This window comes from Tessaracoccus sp., assembly GCF_016714275.1.
In the GTDB taxonomy this organism is placed as follows: domain Bacteria; phylum Actinomycetota; class Actinomycetes; order Propionibacteriales; family Propionibacteriaceae; genus Arachnia.
In genome coordinates, this window is record NZ_JADJNP010000001.1 from 1,251,862 (window position 1) to 1,272,502 (window position 20,641).

Consider the following 20,641-nt stretch of genomic DNA (forward strand, 5'->3'; position numbering starts at 1 on the left):
TCACTCACCATGTCGGCAGCACCGACGACGCCCACAGCCCCGGCCGCGAGGTCGGGGCTGTGGCATCGGCTCCGTGGACCGCAGGGCCGCAATCTGTGGTTCCTCGCCTTCGTCGCGCCCTTCATCGTCGGCCTGCTGCTTTTCGTCTACATCCCCATCGTGTGGAGCGCGTATCTCTCCTTCTTCGAGGCACGCAACACCGTCACCCCCACCCGGTTCGTCGGCTGGGACAACTACCGCTACCTCTTGAACGACCAGCTGTTCCTGAACTCGCTGGTGGTGTTCGTGGTGTTCGCCATCTTCATCGTGCCGCTCACTTACGTGTGCTCGTTGGGCCTCGCGCTGCTGCTGAACGGGATGAAGTGGGGCCAGGCGTTCTTCCGCTCGGTGTTCTTCATCCCGACGGCGGTGTCCTACGTGATCGCCGCCATCATCTGGCGCTTCGGCTTCTTCTCCGGGGCGCGGTTCGGCATGGTCAACTCGTTCCTGCGGAACTTCGGCATCGACCCCGTCAATTGGCTGGGCGGCGGGAACAACCTGTACTGGGTCGCGCTGGTCAGTGTCCGGTTGTGGCTGCAGGTCGGGTTCTACATGATCCTGCTCATCGCGGGGCTCAACAAGATCCCGCCCGAGACCTATGAGGCGGCCGCCCTCGACGGCGCGTCCGGCTGGCGGCTGCTGCGGTGGATCACTCTCCCCCAGCTGAAGGCCGCGTCGGCCGCCGTCGTCATGCTGCTGCTGATCAACGCGTTCCAGGCCTTCGACGAGTTCTACAACATGCTGGGCTCGATCGGCTCGTTCCCGCCATACGGACGCCCGCCGCTCGTGCACCTCTACCTGATCGCGCTGGGCGGCGGGCAGCAGGACCTGGGCGTCGGCGGGGCGGGAACTATGATCCTGACCGCGCTGATCGTGCTCTTCGGCGTCACGCAGAACTGGGTGCTGAGCCGCGGCGAGAGGACGGCGCGATGAAGAACTCACGGCTCGTCACCGGGCTCCGCTACGGACTTCTGTCCGCGCTCGCGTTGTTCTTCTTGCTGCCGCTCTACATCATTCTGCGCAACGCGTTTTCCACGCGACAGCTCATCACGTCGCCGCGCTGGCACTGGCTGCCCGACCAGCTGAACCTCACCAACCTGGAGTCGCTGCTGGCCAACGACTCGATCGGCATTGGGCGCGCGCTCCTCAACTCCGCGATCATGGCGACGCTGCAGACCGGCGGCACGGTGTTCGTCAGCTTGATGGCAGGCTATGCGCTGGCCCGCTACACGCACCGCCTCGCACGCATCCTCCTCGCGATCACGGTGTTCACGCTGATGGTGCCTGCCGCGACGACGTTCGTGCCGATGTTCATCATCACCGCACAGCTCGGCTGGATCGACAGCTTCCGCGGCCTCGTCATCCCCGGCATGTTCTCGGCCTTCGCCACCTATCTTTTCCGACAGTTCTTCCTCGACTTCCCCACCGAGCTGGAGGACGCCGCGCTGATCGACGGCTGCAACCAGTGGGGCGTCTTCTGGCGCGTCGTCGCGCCCAACTCGCAGGGCATCATCGCCGCCGTCGGGACCATCGTGCTGATCGGCAGTTGGAACGCGTTCCTGTGGCCGTCGCTGATCGGCCGCGACGCCACCCGCACCATCCAGGTGGCGCTCAGCCAGTTCATGACCAGCCAGGGCGTGAAGTATCCGGAGCTGTTCATGGGGACGCTCATCGCCGTCGCCCCCATGCTCGTGGTGTTCCTGTTCCTGCAGCGCTACCTCGTGCAGGGCTTGACCACCTCGGGCATCCGCTGACGGTGGTATCGCTCTCCGCGCTGGTCGCTGACGGCTGCGGCCTTCCCTTCGCCGCGGCTTGCACCGCGCTGGCCGACGCCGTCCGGACGCGCCGGGTCGCGGTCGTCGAGGCGCCTCCCGGCACGGGGAAGACGACGCTGGCGCCCGCCGTCGTCGCGGGCCTCGTGGAGGGCCGCGTCGTCGTCACGCAGCCGCGGCGCGTGGCGGCACGGGCGGCAGCGCGGCGCCTCGCTCACCTGACCGGAACCGGCGTTGGCGAGGTCGTCGGCTTCACGGTGCGCGGCGAGCGCGTGGTCGGCGCGGCCGCACGCGTCGAGATGGTGACGCCCGGGGTGCTGCTGCGCCGGCTGCTGCGCGATCCGGCGCTCGACGGCGTGGGTGCGGTGATCCTCGACGAGGTGCACGAGCGCGGGCTGGACACCGATCTACTGGTCGGCTTGCTCGGCGAGGTGCGGGAGCTGCGCGACGACCTCGCCGTCGTCGCCATGTCGGCAACCGCCGACGCCGCCGGGCTGGCCACTCTCCTGGGCGGCGACTCCCCCGCGCCCGTGGTGGGCGTGCCCGCGGAGCCGCATCCCTTGGAGGCGCGGTTCGCGCCCGGGCCGCTGTCTCTCGACGCGCGCGGCGTCACCCGCGACTTCCTCCGGCACGTGGCCGGGGTCACCGCCGAGGCGTTCGAGGGCAGGCCCGGCGACGGCGACGTGCTGGTGTTCCTGCCGGGCGCGCGGGAGGTGAGGATCGTCGCTGAGGAGCTCCGTGGGCGGCTGCCAGCCGAGGTTCTGGAACTGCACGGGCAGGTGCCGGGGCGGGACCAGGACAGGGCGATCGCGGGCCGTCGCCCCGGGGATGGGTCACGGGTGGTCGTCTCCACGAACCTGGCCGAGTCGTCGGTCACGGTGAACGGGGTCTCCGTGGTCGTCGACGCGGGGCTGTCCCGCGAGCCGCGACGCGACGCCTCCCGCGGCATGTCCGGGCTCGTCACCGTGCGGTGCGCCCGGTCGTCGGCGGACCAGCGCGCGGGCCGGGCCGCCCGTCAGGGCCCGGGAGTGGTGTGGCGGTGCTACGACGAGCCGACCTACCTGGGCCTTCGCCCGCAGGTCACGCCCGAGTCGCAGACGGCGGATCTCACCGGCGCGCTGCTGACGCTGGCCGCGTGGGGATCCCCGCGCGGCGAAGCGCTGCGGCTGCCATCGCCCTTGCCCGCGGGGTCGGTGCGCGATGACGAGGCTGTCCTGCGGTCGCTGGACGCGGTCGACGGCGAGGGCCGAGCCACGCCGTCCGGACGTCGGCTGGCTGAGATCCCCGCCGCCCCGCGCTGGGCGCGCGCGCTCGTCGACGGCGCGGCGCTGGTCGGGACGCGCCTGGCCGCGGAGGTCGTCGCCGCGGCCGAGCTGGGCGTCTCCGGAGACCTCTCGCGGGAGATCGCACACCTGCGCCGGTCGGGTTCCCCTGAGGCGCGACGCTGGAAGGCCGAGGCCGACCGGCTGGAACGCCTCGGGCCAACGGCCAAGGGAACGGAAGGTGCCATGAGCCGGGCCGCTGCGACGGGCGTCGGCGCAGGCATCGGCTCCGCAGCGGGCGCCGTCGTCGTCCTCGCCTTCCCGGAGCGCGTGGCGCGGAAGGTCGGCGACGTCTACCTGCTCGCCTCGGGCACCCGGGCTGCGGCCCTGCCCGAGCTTGCAGGCCGCGAGTGGCTCGCCGTCGCCGAGGTGACGAGGGCCGACGGCGTGTCGGCCGCGGGGACCGGCGCCGTGATCCGGTCGGCGGCGCCCATCGACGAGGCGACCGCCCGCCTGGCCGACCACCTCCTTGCCGAGGAGATCCGGGGCGAGCTCGTCGACGGGCGGCTCAGGGCTCGGAGGGTCGCGGCATTGGGCGCGATCGAGCTGTCCTCGACGCCGGTCCCGGCACGCGACCTCGGGCCGGACGCGGTGCAGGACCTGATCCGAGAGCGCGGCCTCGCGTTGTTCGGCTGGTCCGACGAGGCGGACCGGGTCCGTCGTCGGCTTGCGTTACTGCGCCGCGTGCTCGGCGACCCATGGCCGGACGTGAGCGACGACGCGCTGCTGGCGCGGCTCGACGACTGGCTCGGCCCGGAGTTGGCGTCGGCGGCGAGCACCGGCAGGCTCGCGGGCATCGACCTCGCGGCGCCGCTCCGCAGGCTCCTCCCCTGGCCCGAGGCCGGGCGGCTCGACGAGTTGGTCCCGGAACGGTTGGAGGTGCCCAGCGGCTCGCAGATCCGCCTCGACTACCCACCCCACGACGAGGTCGGGCCGGTCGTCGTCGCCGTGAAACTGCAGGAGTGCTTCGGCCTGGCCGTCTCCCCACGCCTGGTCGACGGCCGGGTCGATGTCGTCTTCCACCTGCTGTCCCCCGCGAGCCGCCCCCTGGCGATCACCGGCGACCTCGCCTCCTTCTGGTCCGGCCCGTACGCCCAGGTCCGGGCAGAGATGCGGGGCCGTTACCCCAAGCACCCATGGCCTGAGAACCCCTGGTCAGCCCCGGCAACAGCACGAACCAACCTCCGCCGCCGCCGATGAGTCGGCATCGAGGACAGAAACTACGCACAGTGGCCGGGTGTGCGTGGATCCTATCCACCTCTACTCCTTCTATCCGCCTATCCGCGTACAGACAACAGCGACCTGTCACCCGATCGGAGGGGATCCACATGGCAATCGCATACCTGGCTACCCGACCCGATCCACCGCTAACTGGCCGCATCTGGAGAGATCCCTCCAGACGCGGCCAGTTAGCGCACATTCCGTTCGCTTAGCCGAGTATCCACGCATTTCAGGCGACCATCGTTCCCTGAGGAGGCGCCGCGCCGTCTCGCACCCAGCGTGGGGTCCGCGGCGCCGTCGACCGGCTCAGCGAGCAGGGGTTATTTCTTGGGCGCCTCGGAGGTCGAGAGCGCCGCCACGAAGGCCTCCTGGGGGACCTCGACGCGGCCCACCATCTTCATCCGCTTCTTGCCCTCCTTCTGCTTCTCCAGCAGCTTGCGCTTGCGGGAGATGTCGCCGCCGTAGCACTTGGCGAGCACGTCCTTGCGGATCGCGCGGATGGTCTCGCGGGCGATCACGCGCGAGCCGATGGCCGCCTGGATAGGCACCTCGAACTGCTGCCGCGGGATCAGCTCCTTGAGTTTCGCGGCCATCATCAGGCCGTAGGAGTAGGCCTTGTCCTTGTGGACGATGGCGGAGAAGGCATCGACGGGGTCGCCGTGGAGGAGGATGTCGACCTTCACCAGCTCCGAGGCCTCCTCGCCGTCGGGCTCGTAGTCGAGCGACGCGTAGCCCTTCGTGCGCGACTTCAGGGCGTCGAAGAAGTCGAAGACGATCTCCGCCAGCGGCAGCGTGTAGCGGATCTCGACGCGGTCCTCGGAGAGGTAGTCGAGGCCGCGCTGGATGCCGCGGCGCGTCTGGCACAGGTCGAGGATGGTGCCGATGTACTCGGCCGGTGCGAGGATCGTGCCACGGACGACAGGCTCGTACACCTCGGCGATCTTCCCTGTCGGGTACTCCGAAGGGTTGGTCACCGTGTGCTCCGAGCCGTCCTCCATGACGACGCGGTAGACGACGTTGGGCGCGGTCGAGATGAGGTCGAGGTTGAACTCGCGTTCGAGCCGCTCACGCACGATCTCCATGTGCAGCAGGCCGAGGAAGCCGATGCGGAAGCCGAACCCGAGCGCCCCCGAGGTCTCCGGCTCGTAGGTGAGCGCGGCATCGTTCAACTGCAGCTTCTCGAGGGCCTCGCGGAGCTCGTTGAAGTCGTCGCCGTCTATCGGGTACAGGCCCGCGTAGACCATCGGGTTGGGGTGCCGGTAGCCGCCGAGGTCCTTGGTGGCCGGGCGGTACTCACCGGTGACGGTGTCACCGACGCGCGACTGCCGCACGTCCTTCACGCCCGTGATGAGGTAGCCCACCTCGCCGACGCCGATCGCCTCGGCCTTGACCGGCTCCGGGGAGATGACGCCGACCTCGAGCAGCTCGTGCGTGGCCTTCGTCGACATCATGCGGATGCGCTCGCGGTGGTTAAGCTCGCCGTCGACGACGCGGACATAGGTGACCACACCGCGGTAGGTGTCGTAGACCGAGTCGAAGATGAGCGCGCGGGCGGGTGCAGCAGGGTCGCCCTCCGGCGCGGGGATGAGGTCGACGACGGTGTCCAGCAGCTCCGGCACGCCGACGCCGGTCTTGCCGGACACGCGCAGCACCTCAGACGGGTCGCAGCCGATGATTCCAGCGATCTCCGCCTCGTACTTCTCGGGATTCGCGCCGGGCAGGTCGATCTTGTTCAGCACCGGGATGATCGTGAGGTTCGCCTCGAGCGCCAGGTACAGGTTCGCGAGCGTCTGCGCCTCGATGCCCTGCGCGGCGTCGACGAGCAGGATCGCGCCCTCACAGGCCTGCAGCGACCGCGACACCTCGTAGGTGAAGTCGACGTGGCCCGGCGTGTCGATCATGTTGAGGACATAGGTCTTGCCGTCCTTGTCCCACGGCATGCGCACGGCCTGCGACTTGATCGTGATGCCGCGCTCGCGCTCGATGTCCATCCGGTCGAGGTACTGCGCGCGCATCTGCCGGGCGTCGACGACCTTCGTCAGCTGCAGCATGCGGTCGGCGAGGGTCGACTTGCCGTGATCGATGTGGGCGATGATGCAGAAGTTGCGGATGATCGCCGGATCGGTCTTGCCAGGGCGCGGTGCGGACATGCAGTTCCTCATCGGGTGAAAATGGGCAGTGGTCAGTCTCTCACGGAACCGGAGATTTGGCCGCCTCCGCCACGGTCGGGTAAGCTTGATCGTCGCGTGCAAACGCCAGACCGAGTACACCAACATCATCTGTAAAGAGGCTTGCCCAGTGGCGAACATCAAGTCCCAGAAGAAGCGCATTCTCACCAACGAGAAGGCGCGTCAGCGCAACAAGGCCGTCAAGTCGGCTCTCCGCACCCACGTGCGCAACGTCCGCACCGCCGTCGCCGCGGGCGACGCCGCGAAGGCCGCGGAGCTGGCTTCGGTCGCGAACCGCGCGCTCGACAAGGCCGTGAGCAGGGGAGTCATCCACAAGAACCAGGCAGCGAACCGCAAGTCGGCCATCTCGCTGTCCGTCGCCGCTCTCTGAGTCTCGTTCTTTCCTGAACATCCGCAACGCAGCGCCTTGACCCTCGGTCGTCAAGGCGCTGTTTTGCGTACCCGTCAGCGGTGCGTTCCCGTCAGCGGTGCGTTCCCGTCAGCGGTGGCGCAGCCGCAGCACTCCCAGCACCATGCGCTCGAGCGCGTAGTCCGCGTCGGTCGCAGCGCCCTTGACCTCCGCGTCACCGACCGCGACCAGGGTGATGGCCTTGGCTACGCCGCCGGACCGCCAGTTCCGCGACACGCGCGAGAACTCCTTGATCTTGAACGGCGGCACGCCGATCTGGCGAGCGAGGTCGTAGTCGCTCATCCGCGAGCCCTGCGCGTCGAGATACCGGGCCAGACCGCGGAACGCGCCGGCCATCGCGCTGGTAATGAGAACGGGCGCCGCACCCGTACCGAGCGCCCACCGCAGGCGCTCCATCGCGAGGCTCGCATTGCCGGCAAGGACGGCGTCGGCGACAGCGAAGGACGTCACCTCCGCGCGACCCGCGAAATAGCGCTTGATCAACTCGGCCGTGACCTCGCCGGAGTCCGAGTCGTCAGCAAGCTGGCCGACGGCAGCCGCCAGCGCGCGCAGGTCGTGGCCTACGGCGCTCACGAGCTCCGTGGCCGCGTCCGGGCCAAGCTTCACCCTTCGGCGGCGGGCCTCGTCGGTCACGAACTTCGGCAGGTCCCACGGCTTGATCTGCGCGACCGTCTCGACCGGCACCTTGGCCTTCTTGAGCTTGTCGATCAGGCCCCGGCCCTTGTTGCCCCCCGGGTGGACGAGGACGAGGCACAGCTCGTCCGAGGGGTCTGCGGCCACGGCGACCAGTTGCTCGACCACACTCGCCGGACAGGCGCCGACGTCGTCGATGATCGCGACGATGTGGCTGGAGAACAGCGACCCGCCGACGACCTCCGAAAGCATCGAGAACTCAAGGTCCGCGGCGTTGATCTCGTTCACGTCCGCCCCCGGCTCCGCGGTGAGCGCGCGCGCCTTGACGTCCGCGACGACGCGCTGCGCGAGCAGCGCCTCTGGACCGGTGACGAGCAGCGATGAGCCGAAGGGCGACGACATGGGTCTAAGCATGCCAGCGCCCACCGACAGCCGCGACCTACTCCCCGGCCTCCTCGACGACGGCGAGGCTCCAAGGAGCGACGGTGAGCCTGCCCTCCGACACGGGATCGCCGACGACGACGTCACCGGGCGTCGGCACCTCGACCGTCACAGGACCTCCCGAGTAGTTGAGGAAGTAAGTGACCGCTCGGCCACGGCCGTTGGTGCCGCGCCGCACGGTGATGCTGCCCGCCAGATCCTGTGGCCAGTCCCACAGCCCCGCCCGGCGGACGGCGTCGGCCAGGAGCTGTCCGAGTGCATCTGGCGCGACCTTCGTGGCGAGGTAGGTGGCCTCGCCCTCGCCGAACCCGTTGCGGGTGAGCGCGGCATACTCGCCCCAGGCGGGATGCGCGTAGGACGCCAGCACCTCCGCTCCGGTGGGCCGGAGCAGCTCAAGCACCGCCTCGGCATCGGCCGTCGGGATCGCCTCGTCGGCGAAGGCGACGCGGGCGCCGTCGGGGGTCGAGAACTGGTTGTAGGTGGCGCCGAAGACGTCAGTGAGGCCGTGGGGAGCGGCGTCGTGCCACACCTCGACGTTCTCGTCGGCGACGACGGTGCGAAAGGTGGAGAAGAGGTGCCCTCCCCCGGCGACGTACGCACGCAGCCGGTCGACGGTCTGCTGCGGCGCGCTGTACAGGGCGGGGGTGAGGATCAGGGCGTAGCGGTCGAGGTCCTCGCTCTCGGCGTGGATGAAGTCGACCTCGACGTTCAGCGCGAACAGCGCGTCGTACATCCACCGCAGGACATCGTTGTAGCCGATCGACGGGCGATAGGCCCCGTCGATGAAGCCCGTCTCGAGCGTGAACCACTGCAGGGCGGTGAGCGCCTCGTTGGAGACCATGATCGCGACACGGTTGTTCTTCCTCAGGTGCAGGAGGGACGCCGCATGCTCCGCCCATTCGCGGCCGACGACCGCCGACTCCTCGTAGGTCGGGTTGGGGGCGAGGTCGTGTGAGAGCAGCCCCTTCCAGTACGTCTCGAAGGAGTGGTGGATGGAGTGCCAGTGCCAGTACATGACGCCGTCGGCGCCGCTGGCGAGATGGCTGTAGGCCTGCAGTCGGAGCTGGCCGGGGTACGGCAGCCAACCCATCTGCCCTTGTGCCTGGGTCTCGAGCACGAGGTAGTTGGCGCCGCCCTTCACCGAGCGCATCACGTCGCCGCCGAAGGCGATCTCGATGCCCGTCAGGTGTGACTGCGTCGGGTGGTAGATATCGACGCCCGCGACGTCGACGGTGCGCGCGGCGGCGAAATGGTCGACGGAGGGCTGCATGCCGTAGGACCAGCCGGGCTTCCAGTCGAAGTCGAAGTTCTGGGTGAGGAACTGGTCGTCGCGCGCGTACTCCCGCACGATGCTCGCCTGCCAGGCGAGGAACTCCTCGACCAGCCCCCGCCGGAACCGGTCGAAGGCCGAGCCGAGCGACCCGTTGATGGTGCCCTGGACGTCGGGGAAGTCCTCCCATGCGTCGATCCTGTTCGACCAGTAGTCGAGCCCGAACGCCCGGTTGAGTGCGGCGAGGTCGCCGTCGAAGCGCTCGCGGAGGTGCTTGACGAACGCGCGCTGCACATACGGCGAGACCGTGTTGTAGTACTTCGTCTCGTTGTCGAGCTGGAACCCGATGACGGCGCGACGGTCGGCCGTGTGCTCCATGAGCCGACGGATGACCCGCTCGGCATAGAACCGGTAAGCCGGGTTGGTGATGTCCATGATCTGCCGAGCGCCGTAGCGCGGTGCCCCCGCGCGGGTCAGCGCCAGCACATCGGGATGGGACTGCACCAGCCACGACGGCACCGCGTAGGTCGGGGTTCCGACGATCACATCGATGCCGACAGCCTCCATCGCGTCGACGGCGCGGTCCACATGCGTGAAGTCGAACACGCCGGGCTGTGGCTCAAGCGTGCTCCACGTCGACTCCGCGATCCGGACGGTGGTATGCCCGGCCGCCGTCATCATCGCGACGTCCTTGTCGATGCGGTCGACGGGCATGTACTCGTCGTAGTAGGCAGATCCGTAGATGAGCTTTTCCATGGTCCGTCCTTGTCCAGGGTCGTTCGGAACCGCCGATCGATCGTTCCTCGGCTGCGGCGCGGAAGGCGCTGATCAACGCTTCCTTACTCTCGCGACGATAGCGAAAAACCGATGCGCGGACCCGCGTTCGCGCCCGACTGCGTCCTTTCCCGCCGAGGTTCATTGACAAGGGCTTGCGTCCATGCTGTGATAACTGCGCACCAACGGACATGTGACTGGTCAGCAGGCAGGATCCAACGGACGCCACGCGTGAACGCGCACTGGCTTCGTTGGATCCTTTTTTGTTATCAGGCGCACATCGGACCCAACGAGGGGACACACAGATGGACTACAAGGACACCGCACGCCGGATCCTGGAGAAGGTCGGCGGCGCAGGCAACATCCGGGCGATGGAGCACTGCAGCACGCGGCTACGGCTGACCATCGCCGACGACTCCAAAGTCGACGTCACCGCGCTCAAGGCAATCCCGGGCGTGCTGGGCGTCGTGACCGCCGGCCAGACCCAGATCGTCATCGGCAACGAGGTCGTTGAGGTTTTCCGGGCCCTGAAAGAGGCCGCGGGCACCGGCGTCGGTGCCGCAGCGGCCGCCGGCCCGGCCCCGAAGAGGTCGCTCGGCGCAACTCTCGTCGACTTCATCGTCGGCGTCTTCCAGCCCCTGATCCCCGCGATCGCCGGCGCCGGCGTCCTGAAGTCGCTGCTGCTGCTGGCGTCCAGCCTGGGCTGGATGGACAAGGAGTCGAATACCTACTTCGTGCTCGCGTCCATCGCCGATGCGACGTTCTTCTTCCTGCCGCTCATGGTCGCCGGCACCACCGCGACGAAGCTCAACATCAATCGCCTTGTCGCGATCGCGGCGACCGCTCCGCTCGTGTTCCCCGCGCTCACGGCGAAGATGGCCGACCCTGGCCTCGACTTCCTCGGGCTCCCGATCACGCAAGTGGCCTACAACGCGCAGGTCTTCCCCTCGATGCTCATCGTGGGCTTCCTCGCCATCATGGAACGATTCTGGACGAAGGTCTCGCCGAAGCCGATCCGCATCTTCTTCGTGTCCATGATGAGCCTGCTCATCACCGTCCCCATCGGCCTGCTCTTCCTCGGCCCGCTCGGCTTTCAGGCAGGAACGCTACTGACCGGCGGCATCATCTGGGTGTTCACAACATTCGGCTGGGTCGCCACCACGCTGCTCGCCATGGCTCTCCCCTTCCTGGTGTCGCTCGGCATGCATAAGCCGTTCCTGCCCTACGCGATCAATCAGTACTCGACAACCGGGTCTGAGCCGCTCTACCTCGCGGCCTCCCTGGCGCACAACATCTCCGAGTCCGGGACCATGTTCGGCGTTGCGGTCCGCACCAAGAACGCGGACATGCGTTCCACCTCGATCTCCGCGGGTATCTCGGCACTCTTCGGCATCACGGAGCCCGCTCTCTACGGTGTCACGATCCAGAACCGTCGCGCCCTGTTCAGCGTGCTCATCGGCGCGGGCCTCGGCGGGGCGTACGTGGGCCTCACCCACGTGGCGGGCTTCGCGATCGTGGGGCCGGGTGTCGCGAGCCTCTCCATGTTCATCAACCCCGAGAATCCGATGAACTTCGTCAACGCCCTCATCGGCGCAGGCATCGCCTTCGCAGGCGGGCTCGTCTCCTCGCTCCTCCTCTGGAGTGACGCGAAGTCGTCCACCATCGCCCGTTCCGGCGCGGCCGTCGCCCCTGCCGACCGGGTCACAACGGAATCGGCGCCCACCGCCTCGGCGGCCGACGACGCGGCGGGCGCCGTCGTCACCACCGAGAGCGTCGACCTGCTCTCCCCCATGACCGGCACCGTCATCCCGCTGTCCGAGGTTCCCGATCCGGTCTTCGCCGGCGGCGCGCTCGGCGAAGGCATCGCCATCCGGCCCACCTCGGGCGAGGTCGTCTCACCGCTGGACGGCACCATCGCGACCGTCTTCAAGACGGGCCACGCGGTCGCCATCAAGACCGACTCCGGGATCGAGATCCTCATTCACGTCGGCCTCGACACGGTCAAGCTCGACGGTGGTCCCTTCGAGGTGCTCGTCTCCAACGGGGACCGGGTCACCGCCGGCCAGCCTCTGCTGCGCGCCGACCTTGAGGCGATCACCGCCGCGGGCTATCAGACGGTCACCCCGATGGTCGTCATGAACTCCGCAGTCCTGTCGGTCTCGCCGCTCGAGACCGGACGGGACGTGACGATCGGCACCCCGCTCGTCGCCGTCGACACCAAGGAAACCGTGGCATGAGCTCATTCCCCGAAGGATTCCTGTGGGGCGGCGCGGTAGCCGCCAACCAGGTCGAGGGTGCGTGGGACGTCGATGGACGCGGCCCGTCGGTCGCCGACATCGCGACCTACAAGCCGAACGTCGATCCCAAGGAGTATGCCGCGCATCACGTGGTCAGCAGCGAGTCCGTCCGTGCGGCTCTGGCCGATCCCGACACCACCTGGTATCCGAAGCGACGCGGCATCGACTTCTATCACCGCTGGCGCGAGGACCTCGACCTGTTCGCCGAGCTGGGCTTCCGCACCATGAGGGTCTCGATCTCGTGGAGCCGGTTGTTCCCCACAGGTGAGGAGGCCGAGGCCAACCCTGCGGGCATCCGGTTCTATGCGGACTTGTTCGCGGGCATGCGCGAGCGCGGCATCGAGCCGCTGGTCACGCTGTCGCACTATGAGATGCCCGCGGCCCTCTCGCTCAAGTACAACGGCTGGGAGGATCGACGCGTCGTCGGCTTCTTCGAGACCTACGCCAGGGCGTGCTTCGAGAGCTTCGGCGAGTGGGTCGGGCTGTGGCTCACGTTCAACGAGGTGGACAGCATCATTCGGCATCCGTTCACGACGGCGGGCATCCTGCCCGACCTCAGCGTGGACGGCATCGAACAGGCCGTCTATCGCGGGCTGCATCACCAGTTCCTTGCCTCTGCCCGAGCCGTCCAGCTCGCCCATGAGCTGGTGCCGGGCTCGAAGGTCGGGTGCATGATCACCAAGCTGACAACGTATCCGCGCACCTGTCATCCCGACGACGTCCTCGCCACGTTGGAGAAGAACCTCGAGAACGTGTCTTACTCGGACGTGCACGTGCGTGGCTCCTACCCGCCGCTCATCCTCCGGCGGCTTGCCAACCGTGGCGTCGCGATTCCTTGGCAGGACGGCGACGCAGAGCTGCTGGCCGACGGCACGGTCGACTTCGTCTCATTCAGCTACTACATGACGATGACGGAGTCGGTGGACCCCGAGGCAGAGCGCACTCCGGGCAACACTGTGCTCGGGGTCAAGAACCCGTATCTGCCGTCGTCCGAGTGGGGCTGGCAGGTCGATCCCGTCGGCCTGCAGACGTCTCTCATCGAGCTGTACGACCGCTACGGGCTGCCGCTGTTCATTGTCGAGAACGGGATCGGGGCGCGTGACGAGCTCGTCGACGGGCGGATCGCCGACCCGTACCGGATCGCGTACTTCCGGGCGCACATCGAGCAGATGGCCGCGGCGATCGAGAAGGGCGTCGATCTCATGGGCTACACCAGCTGGGCCCCCATCGACCTGATCAGCGCCTCGACGTCTCAGATCTCGAAGCGGTACGGGTTCATCTATGTCGACGCCGACGACATGGGGGCCGGCAGTTATGACCGGTACCGTAAGGACTCGTTCGAGTGGTATCGCAAGGTCATCGCATCCAACGGCACCGACCTCGCCTAACGATCTGCCAAGGGGAAACACTCACCCGTGTGGACAATCACAAAGGTTCTCAACTCCAGCGTCGTCCTCGTCGAGGATGACGCTGGAGTTGAGGCCGTCCTCATGGGCCGCGGTCTCGGCTATGCGCGCAAGGCCGGCAGCCCGATCGATGAGGAGGCCGTCGATCGGGTGTTCATCAGCCGCGGCTCCGACGCCGGCGTCCTCGCCGACCTCCTCCAGCAGATCCCGGGTTGGTACCTGGACCTCACGCACGAGATCGTGGCGCTCGCCAGCGGGCGCCTCCGCCACGACCTCTCACAACATATCTACCTGACGCTCACCGACCATCTGCATTTCGCCGTCCAACGGGCACGCGAAGGTCTGGAGGTGCGGAACCGACTCGCCTGGGAGATGCGTTCGTTCTACCCCGACGAGTACGCGTTGGCTGAGGAGGCGCTGGCCCGGCTGCGTGCGCACGTCCCGGACGTGACGCTGCCCGACGACGAGGCGGCCAACATCGCCTTCCATCTCGTGAACGCGTCGCGTGGCGTGCCCGACTTCAACGCCCTGCGGGCGGTGCAGCTGATCGATGCCGTCACCACGATCACCCGCTACCGCACGCCGGAGCGTACGGAGGAGACCCGCCTCCACTGGGCGCGGTTCATCACGCATCTGCAGTTCTTCGCGGAGCGGTACCTGTCCGGCAAGCTCCTCGCCAGCGACGACGACTTCCTGTTCGAGCAGATCGCGGTGAAATACCCGGAAGCACTGCGCACGGCCGAACGCGTTCGGCACTACGTGTCGAGCACCGAGCAGGTGACGCTGCCGAACGAAGAGGTGGCCTATCTGGCGCTGCATATCCAGCGTCTGACCGAAAGCACGCAGACAGGCGAGTAGGCTCCGACGGGACACAGTTCCCGCCTCTCAAGGAGAAGTCCATGGCCGCGCCGCTGCGTTTTGGCATCCTGGGCGCCGCCGGCATCACGCCGTCCGCGCTGATCGCCCCCGCCATCGAGAACCCGGACGTCGAGCTGTACGCCGTCGCCGCGCGCAACCGGTCACGGGCCGAGGAGTTCGCCACCACCCACGGGATCGCCCGCGTCCATGACACGTACCAGGACCTGCTGGCCGACGTGGATGTCGACGCCGTGTACATCCCGCTGCCGAACTCCGAGCACGGCCGCTGGACCATCGCCGCGCTGGACGCGGGCAAGCACGTGCTTGTCGAGAAGCCGTTCGCGTCGAACGCGGAAGAGGCCCGCTCCGTCGCCGCCCGCGCCGAGGCTTCCGACCGCGTGGTCATGGAGGCCTTCCATTACCGCTACCACGCGCTGTTCGAGGAGGCGTTGTGCCTCGTCCGCGAGGGGGCCGTCGGCGAGCTGGTCGACGTCAGCGCCTGGTTCGACGTCAATCTCCCCGACCGGACCAACATCCGCTACCTCCAGGATCTCGCTGGTGGTTCCACGATGGATCTCGGCTGTTACTCGCTGCACTTCGCGCGCAGCATCGTCGGCGAGGAGCCCGAGGTGGTCTCCGCGACCTTCCGGCCGTCGACGGACCCACGCCTCGACGAGGCCCTGACTGCCCAGGTCCGCTTCCCCGGCGGGGTCACCGGCACGATCTCCAGCTCCCTGCTGGAGGACGTTGAACGGCAGTCGGCCACCATCACCGGTACCCGCGGCGTGATCCAGGTCGAAGGCTTCGTGAAGCCGCAGGAGGGCTGCAGCCTGACTCTGACTGTCGACGGCGAGGCAACCGAGATCAACGTCGCGGAGCTGCCCAGCAGCTACGCTCGCCAGCTGGAGGTGTTCGTCGCCGCGGTGCGCGATGGCGCGCCGGTCCTGACCGGACCCTCGGACTCTGTCGCCACGATGGTCGCGATCGACGCCATGTACCGTGCCGCGGGCTTGAACCCGCGCGACTGACGCTTCGCCCGAGGACAGTTCACGCCTGAAGCGGGCGGTCGACCGTGAGCTGATCGTTGTCGATCAGCCAACGGACAGACTCAAGGATGGCCGCCTCAGGCTCGTACGCGGGCGCGTAGCCGAGCAGCGCTTTCGCCTTCTCGATGCTGAACACCTGGCTGCGATGCAGGTGACCCCAGGTCTCCCTCGCGTACTCCTCCGTCGTAGACGCCGAGTACTCGTCCCAGGTGATCGGCTCCACGGTCGCCGACTGCCCGAACCATCCCGAGGCGATCTCGACGTAGCCGCGCACGGACAGCGCCGTCGACGCCACGATGTTGAAGTCCTCCCCCACGGCGGCGCCGCGCCGTTCGACGGCGAGCTCGAAGGCCTGGGCGAGGTCGTCGGCATGAACGTGGTGCAGCGTCTCGGTGCCGCTGCCGGGTATGCGGATGACGCCACCCGACGACAACAGGCGCCACGCCTCCGGGTTGACGTTGCCGAGCGGTCCGGTCGGGTGCCAGCCGGGGCCGACGATGTGGCCGGGATGGATTGAGGTGGTGGCGATACCGCCGGACGCGGTCTCCCGTCTGAGCATCTCGGCGATGGCGGCCTTCTCCGCGCCGTACTCGTCGAACGGCGGGCCCGCCGAGTCGCTGCCTTCCACGATGGGAAGCTTGCGGCTGGCACCGTAGCGCCAGATCGACCCACAGTGGATCAGGTGGTCCACCTTCCCGCGTAGCGCCTCTACCAGTGCGGTCGCGGAGTCCAGGGTGAAGCAGACCAGGTCGATGACGACGTCCGGCTTCTGGGCGAGCACGGTGGCGCCGAAAGCGCCGTCGGCATCCTGCTGCTCACGGTCGACGGCGACGTGGACGACCTGCTCCCACTCCCGGGCTGCCGCGTAGCGGATGCGTCATGAACGCGTCAGGCTCACCACCTGGTGGCCTGCGCGCACGAGGCGCGGGACGAGGTACGTGCCGATGTGGCCGGATCCGCCGATGACGACGATCTTCATGCATTTCTCCTTGCTTGTCGGAACGACTGTGCGGTGGCCGAGCCGTGCCCAGGTGGTTTGGTGGTTCACTCCTCGCCACCAGGTCCAGGCGAGGAGTCTGCACGATCGCCGGCACGCCGATGCTGTCCACCAGGTGCCGCAGGGAAACCCCCACCTCCACCGGAGACCCTTCGCCGGCCGACCCTGATGTCGTCGAACCGGTGCGCGCGAGGCGGAAGAGGTGCTCGCGCTCGATATCCGTCAGCTGCAACGCCCGCGCGACGGCTTCAAGGACGCTGTCCGATGCACCACGAACCTCGCCGCGCTCCAGGCGCGTGTAGTAGCCGACGCTCACGCCGGCCAGGGCCGCGACCTCTTCGCGTCGCAGGCCGGGCACACGTCGCTCCTCATCGAGTTCGGGCAGTCCCGCTCGAGCCGGCGTGACCAGCGCCCTGCGGGCGACCAGGAACTCCCGCACCTCCTCCTGCCTTCTACCCATGCCCCCAACCGTAGGGGCGCGCGCCGTGGTCGTGGCAGTCCCTGAGAGATGCCCCCAACTGCCCGCCTTGGTCGAGCCGCCGGCACCGGCCACTGCGAAGCTCACCCGCCACGGAGAAGGCGCGGCGCTGTGGACCGGTGCGCGCGGCGGACGGGGCGTCCTGGTCGCCGGGATCGCACCACCAGATGTCGTCGAGTTGTGGGATTGGGTTCTGGAACCCGGAGAGCAGCACTTCAGCGAGGCTCACTCCCCGGGCACCCGGGAACTCCTCCAGGTCCTCGGGGGTCGGATGCGTGTGCAGGCGGTCGGCCGCACCTACGAGTTGGGCGAAGGGGATGCGCTGACGTTCCATGGCGACGCCGAGCACTCTTACGCGAACCCGGGCGACGTGCCCGTCCGATTCAACTCGCTACGTTCCAGCAGGCGTTAGCGCGTTACGGCGGCCGACTCGGACCGCGCCGCATGGTCAGTCCGCGAACGGGTTGATGACCTTCACTCCACGAATGACCTGGCCGTCGTTGAGGTCCTCGGTCAAGATCGTCCCGCAGCCGGCGATGGCGGCCGCCTCGATCACCATCGCGTCCCAGATCGACAGTTGCGCTTCCACGGAGGTGCGCGCCGCGCGGAGCGCGAGATCAGCGTCGGCCGGCACGACATCCAACCGGGCCAGAACACCCATCGCCGTGACCGCATCGGCGAGCGGTAGCGTCGGCGTCAGCTTCCGGGTCACGATGGTGAACCACTCCAGGAGCACCTGGGTACTGATGACCGCGTCAGGATGGTCAGTCAGCACAGCGAACGCCCGCGTACGCTTCGCCTCGTCAGAGGTGTCGAAGGCGTAGACAAGAACGTTCGTGTCGAGGAAGACTTCAGCCACGGTGGGCCTGGTCACGCGTCCAGGAACGACCCTGTGCCTCCGAGCCAGCACTGCTCTGCCGTGCCAGCGCGATGACCTCATCCATCGCAGAGCCTTCATCGTCGGCATAGCGTCGCAGCACCTGCGCCAGGTACGCGTTCACTGACTCGTTGCGCTGCAACGCACGCATGCGCGCCCGCTTGAGCGTCACATCGTCGACCGTGATCGTCAGGTTCGCCATGCATCAGTGTAACACTGAATCCGTGCCACACGTGCAACCTGCAACCCCACCTCCCGATAGCGAGACCCACACCCATCACTGCTCCTTCCTCGTGGTGACACGAAGTGCCTCGTCGCGCCGCGCGACGAGGATGGTGCCCTGCGTGTCCGTCCGTGCGATGGCCATGCCATGTGTGGTGGCGAGGTCGAGCGCGGACTTCGCCGGATGTCCGTAGTCGTTATCGGCGCCCGAGCTCGCGACGGCGAGGCTCGCCCCGCTCGCCGCGAAGAACCGCGGCTCCTGGCGGGCCGAGCCGTGGTGCGGCAGCTTGAGCACGTCAGCCCGCAGGTCCAGGCCGAGCAGCGCGGCCGACCTCAACGCCCGCGCCTGCCCGACAGGTTCCGCGTCGCCCGCCAACAGGACCCGCAACCCGGCCGACTCGGCGACGCCCACGATGGACGCGTCGTTCTCGGCCTCCCCGTCGCCCAGGCCGTCGCGGCCTTCATCGACTCCCTCGGCCAGAGCGCCCGCCTCTCCGACGGACACCGTGCGCCACGTCGCCTCTCCCGCCGTGATCGTCTCTCCGGGAACGGGCGTGTGTAGCTGCGCGCCCGTCTGTATCGCGGCCTCGGTCAGCCAGGCTGGCGGCGCGCCCGCCCGCACCAACACGAGTCGTGGGCGGTAGCGGGAGAGAATGTCGTCGGCTCCTCCGACGTGATCCGCGTGATAGTGGGTCAGGATCAGCAGCGGCACCTCCCGTACTCCGAGCGAGTCCAGGCAGGCGACGACGTCGCGGCCGTCGGGCGCGGCGTCGATCAGCACGGCTGCCCGCGGACCTGCCCGGATGGCGGTGGCATCGCCTTGACCCACGTCGCAGAAGGCGGCGGTCCACTCGCCCGGCCAACCCAGAGGCACCGGACGCACGAGGCACATCGCGACGAGGATGGCAACGAAGCCCGCCCCTCCCCATGGCGAACGCAACGCGACCACCAACAGAGCTGCCAGGGCACCCGACCCAACGCCCACCAGAAGCACACCGATCGGCGTCGCCGACCAGGACCACGCGGCGGCCGGCAGGGACGCACCGGCATGCGCCAGCCAGAGGATGGGTTGCGCGCACCAACCCGCCGCCCAGCCTGGTCCTGCTGCGAGCACCGGCCAGAAGCTCAGGAGGGCAGCCGCCAGCCCAAGGATCGTCGTAGGCCCGACGAAGGGCGCCGCCAGCACGTTGGTCAGCACCCCGACCACCGACACCTGACCGCTGATCGCCGTCACGATCGGCTGGGTAGCCAGCTGCGCGGCAAGGGCGACCGCCAGCGCCTCCGCCGCCCACCGCGGGCACCAATGGACCATCGCTGCGATAAGCCGGGGAGCCAACAGGACGATCCCTGCGCACGCCGCCACCGACAAAGCGAAGCCCGCCGAGCTCGCGAGCCAGGGATCGATCCACATCAACACACACACGGCCACCGCGAGTCCCCGCACGCTCCGCGATCCCCTGCTCGCGCCCGTGGCCGCGAGCGCGACGAGCCCCATCGCCGCGGCGCGCAGCACGGACGGATCCTGCCCACACACGAGTACGAACCCACCAACTCCCACCACCGCGGCGCCTCGCACCCACCATCCGCGCAGGCCTGCACCGCGCACAGCGGCCAAGAGGACGACCAGCATGAGCGTGAGGTTGGCGCCCGATACCGCCATCAGGTGCGTGAGTCCCGTGGCCCTGAACGCCTCACCCATCTCCTCGGACACCGCCGACGTATCGCCGACGACCAGCGAGGGAACCAACGCGGCCTGCTCGGGCGGGGAGTGGGCCACCGCGGCACGCAGCCCGGAGCGCAGGCCGTTGGCGAGGGCGTCCAACGGACCAGGATCGTCCAAACGAACGGGGTCCTGTCGCAGGCTCAGCAGTGCCGCCGCCGCATCGCCCGGTTCTGTGGCGCCTAGGCGCACGCGCGCCTGGTAGCGGGCACCGGGGATCAGTCGCAGAGCCGCCTCACCCTGCGCGCCAACCCCGATCATCACCACCGGGACCCGCGACTCGATCCGCCGACCACGCCCCTCATAGCTCAGCATTTCACCCCGCACCACGACCACATCGCCGGACGGGTGCGGCTCGGCGCGCGGCCGGAACTCGACCACCCCGCTGGCCCTATCCGCCGCAAGGGCCGCGACCGGGGACTCGTGCAGCACCCATGACCGCGCGCCCGCCGCCAACGTCGCGAGAAGGAGCGCCGCGACGCAGATAGCGAGCCACGGACGCCGGGCACGCAGCGCTAGGACTCCCAGCAGCCCCACCCCGACGGTCAGGGAGAACAACGCTCCCGGTTCCGGGCGCCAGCCAGACACGCCGATGAACGCCCCGCCCCAGCAGGCGACCGCGAGCGGGACCAGGCGGAGGTCATGCCGCGCGAGCACCGGGCCCTCCCTC

Annotated in this window: 17 protein-coding genes and 1 pseudogene; 10 read left to right on the top strand and 8 right to left on the bottom strand. The window is 68.5% G+C overall.

The window, feature by feature from the left end; genetic code table 11:
• The first annotated feature begins 9 nt into the window (after window positions 1-9).
• From IPJ61_RS05835 to hrpB, 3 genes are read left to right on the top strand one after another with little or no spacing between them, the layout of a single operon-like run.
• Window positions 10-972, top strand: a complete 963-nt coding sequence (locus IPJ61_RS05835) for a carbohydrate ABC transporter permease (RefSeq protein WP_297104053.1) — start codon at window positions 10-12, stop codon at window positions 970-972.
• Window positions 969-1,793, top strand: coding sequence for a carbohydrate ABC transporter permease (locus IPJ61_RS05840; protein ID WP_297104055.1), 825 nt, complete (start codon window positions 969-971; stop codon window positions 1,791-1,793). Before IPJ61_RS05835 ends, IPJ61_RS05840 begins: the two co-directional genes overlap by 4 nt.
• Before the next feature lie 2 nt (window positions 1,794-1,795).
• A complete protein-coding gene (gene hrpB, locus IPJ61_RS05845) occupies window positions 1,796-4,333 on the top strand; it encodes an ATP-dependent helicase HrpB (RefSeq protein WP_297104057.1) in 2,538 nt (845 codons plus the stop codon).
• A 341-nt stretch (window positions 4,334-4,674) separates the two neighbouring features.
• On the opposite strand, the gene lepA is transcribed toward hrpB, so the two are convergent.
• On the bottom strand, window positions 4,675-6,516 hold the full coding sequence (lepA, locus tag IPJ61_RS05850; protein ID WP_297104059.1) for a translation elongation factor 4: 1,842 nt from the start codon (window positions 6,514-6,516) through the stop codon (window positions 4,675-4,677).
• Between the two features lie 136 nt (window positions 6,517-6,652).
• Here lepA and rpsT point away from each other — a divergent pair, with 136 nt between their 5' ends.
• Window positions 6,653-6,913, top strand: coding sequence for a 30S ribosomal protein S20 (gene rpsT, locus IPJ61_RS05855; RefSeq protein WP_297104061.1), 261 nt, complete (start codon window positions 6,653-6,655; stop codon window positions 6,911-6,913).
• Between the two features lie 108 nt (window positions 6,914-7,021).
• Here the strand turns inward: rpsT and holA are convergent, their stop codons facing one another.
• Together holA and IPJ61_RS05865 are read right to left on the bottom strand one after the other, a co-directional pair.
• Window positions 7,022-7,987, bottom strand: a complete 966-nt coding sequence (gene holA, locus IPJ61_RS05860; protein WP_297104063.1) for a DNA polymerase III subunit delta — start codon at window positions 7,985-7,987, stop codon at window positions 7,022-7,024.
• Window positions 7,988-8,024: 37 nt separating this feature from the next.
• Window positions 8,025-10,052 (bottom strand): beta-galactosidase, encoded by a 2,028-nt coding sequence (locus IPJ61_RS05865; RefSeq protein WP_297104064.1) that lies wholly within the window; start codon window positions 10,050-10,052, stop codon window positions 8,025-8,027.
• 323 nt (window positions 10,053-10,375) lie between these two features.
• Here IPJ61_RS05865 and IPJ61_RS05870 point away from each other — a divergent pair, with 323 nt between their 5' ends.
• Genes IPJ61_RS05870 through IPJ61_RS05885 form a run of 4 tightly spaced genes read left to right on the top strand, consistent with a single transcriptional unit; the run spans window position 10,376 to window position 15,659 of the window.
• Window positions 10,376-12,307: a beta-glucoside-specific PTS transporter subunit IIABC gene (locus IPJ61_RS05870; protein ID WP_297104065.1), complete on the top strand. Its 1,932-nt coding sequence runs from the start codon at window positions 10,376-10,378 to the stop codon at window positions 12,305-12,307.
• On the top strand, window positions 12,304-13,755 hold the full coding sequence (locus tag IPJ61_RS05875) for a glycoside hydrolase family 1 protein (RefSeq protein WP_297104066.1): 1,452 nt from the start codon (window positions 12,304-12,306) through the stop codon (window positions 13,753-13,755). The genes IPJ61_RS05870 and IPJ61_RS05875 overlap by 4 nt, the downstream gene beginning before the upstream one ends.
• Window positions 13,756-13,782: 27 nt before the next feature.
• A complete protein-coding gene (locus IPJ61_RS05880; RefSeq protein ID WP_297104067.1) occupies window positions 13,783-14,631 on the top strand; it encodes a PRD domain-containing protein in 849 nt (282 codons plus the stop codon).
• Window positions 14,632-14,672: 41 nt separating this feature from the next.
• Window positions 14,673-15,659, top strand: a complete 987-nt coding sequence (locus tag IPJ61_RS05885; RefSeq protein ID WP_297104069.1) for a Gfo/Idh/MocA family protein — start codon at window positions 14,673-14,675, stop codon at window positions 15,657-15,659.
• A gap of 19 nt (window positions 15,660-15,678) precedes the next feature.
• Here IPJ61_RS05885 and IPJ61_RS05890 read toward each other — a convergent pair whose 3' ends face one another.
• Window positions 15,679-16,458, bottom strand: coding sequence for an NAD-dependent epimerase/dehydratase family protein (locus IPJ61_RS05890; RefSeq protein WP_297104073.1), 780 nt, complete (start codon window positions 16,456-16,458; stop codon window positions 15,679-15,681).
• A 34-nt stretch (window positions 16,459-16,492) separates the two neighbouring features.
• On the bottom strand, window positions 16,493-16,990 hold the full coding sequence (locus IPJ61_RS05895) for a helix-turn-helix domain-containing protein (RefSeq protein ID WP_297105567.1): 498 nt from the start codon (window positions 16,988-16,990) through the stop codon (window positions 16,493-16,495).
• On the opposite strand from IPJ61_RS05895, the gene IPJ61_RS05900 reads away from it, so the two are divergent.
• Together IPJ61_RS05900 and IPJ61_RS05905 are read left to right on the top strand one after the other, a co-directional pair.
• Window positions 16,877-17,179 carry a hypothetical protein gene (locus IPJ61_RS05900; RefSeq protein ID WP_297105639.1) on the top strand — a complete coding sequence of 101 codons (303 nt, stop codon included), beginning with the start codon at window positions 16,877-16,879 and terminating at the stop codon, window positions 17,177-17,179. The genes IPJ61_RS05895 and IPJ61_RS05900 overlap by 114 nt on opposite strands.
• A gap of 13 nt (window positions 17,180-17,192) precedes the next feature.
• A pseudogene (locus tag IPJ61_RS05905) lies at window positions 17,193-17,564 on the top strand (cupin domain-containing protein); the annotation flags it as partial.
• Between the two features lie 36 nt (window positions 17,565-17,600).
• On the opposite strand, the gene IPJ61_RS05910 reads toward IPJ61_RS05905, so the two are convergent.
• The 3 genes from IPJ61_RS05910 to IPJ61_RS05920 form a co-directional block, all read right to left on the bottom strand.
• Window positions 17,601-18,011, bottom strand: coding sequence for a PIN domain-containing protein (locus tag IPJ61_RS05910; RefSeq protein WP_297104075.1), 411 nt, complete (start codon window positions 18,009-18,011; stop codon window positions 17,601-17,603).
• Complete coding sequence (locus tag IPJ61_RS05915; protein ID WP_297104077.1) at window positions 18,004-18,231, bottom strand: hypothetical protein; 228 nt, start codon at window positions 18,229-18,231, stop codon at window positions 18,004-18,006. Before IPJ61_RS05915 ends, IPJ61_RS05910 begins: the two co-directional genes overlap by 8 nt.
• A 75-nt stretch (window positions 18,232-18,306) precedes the next feature.
• The gene (locus tag IPJ61_RS05920; protein WP_297104079.1) at window positions 18,307-20,628 is read right to left on the bottom strand and encodes a ComEC/Rec2 family competence protein; all 2,322 of its coding nucleotides are present in this window, start codon (window positions 20,626-20,628) and stop codon (window positions 18,307-18,309) included.
• Window positions 20,629-20,641: the final 13 nt, after the last annotated feature.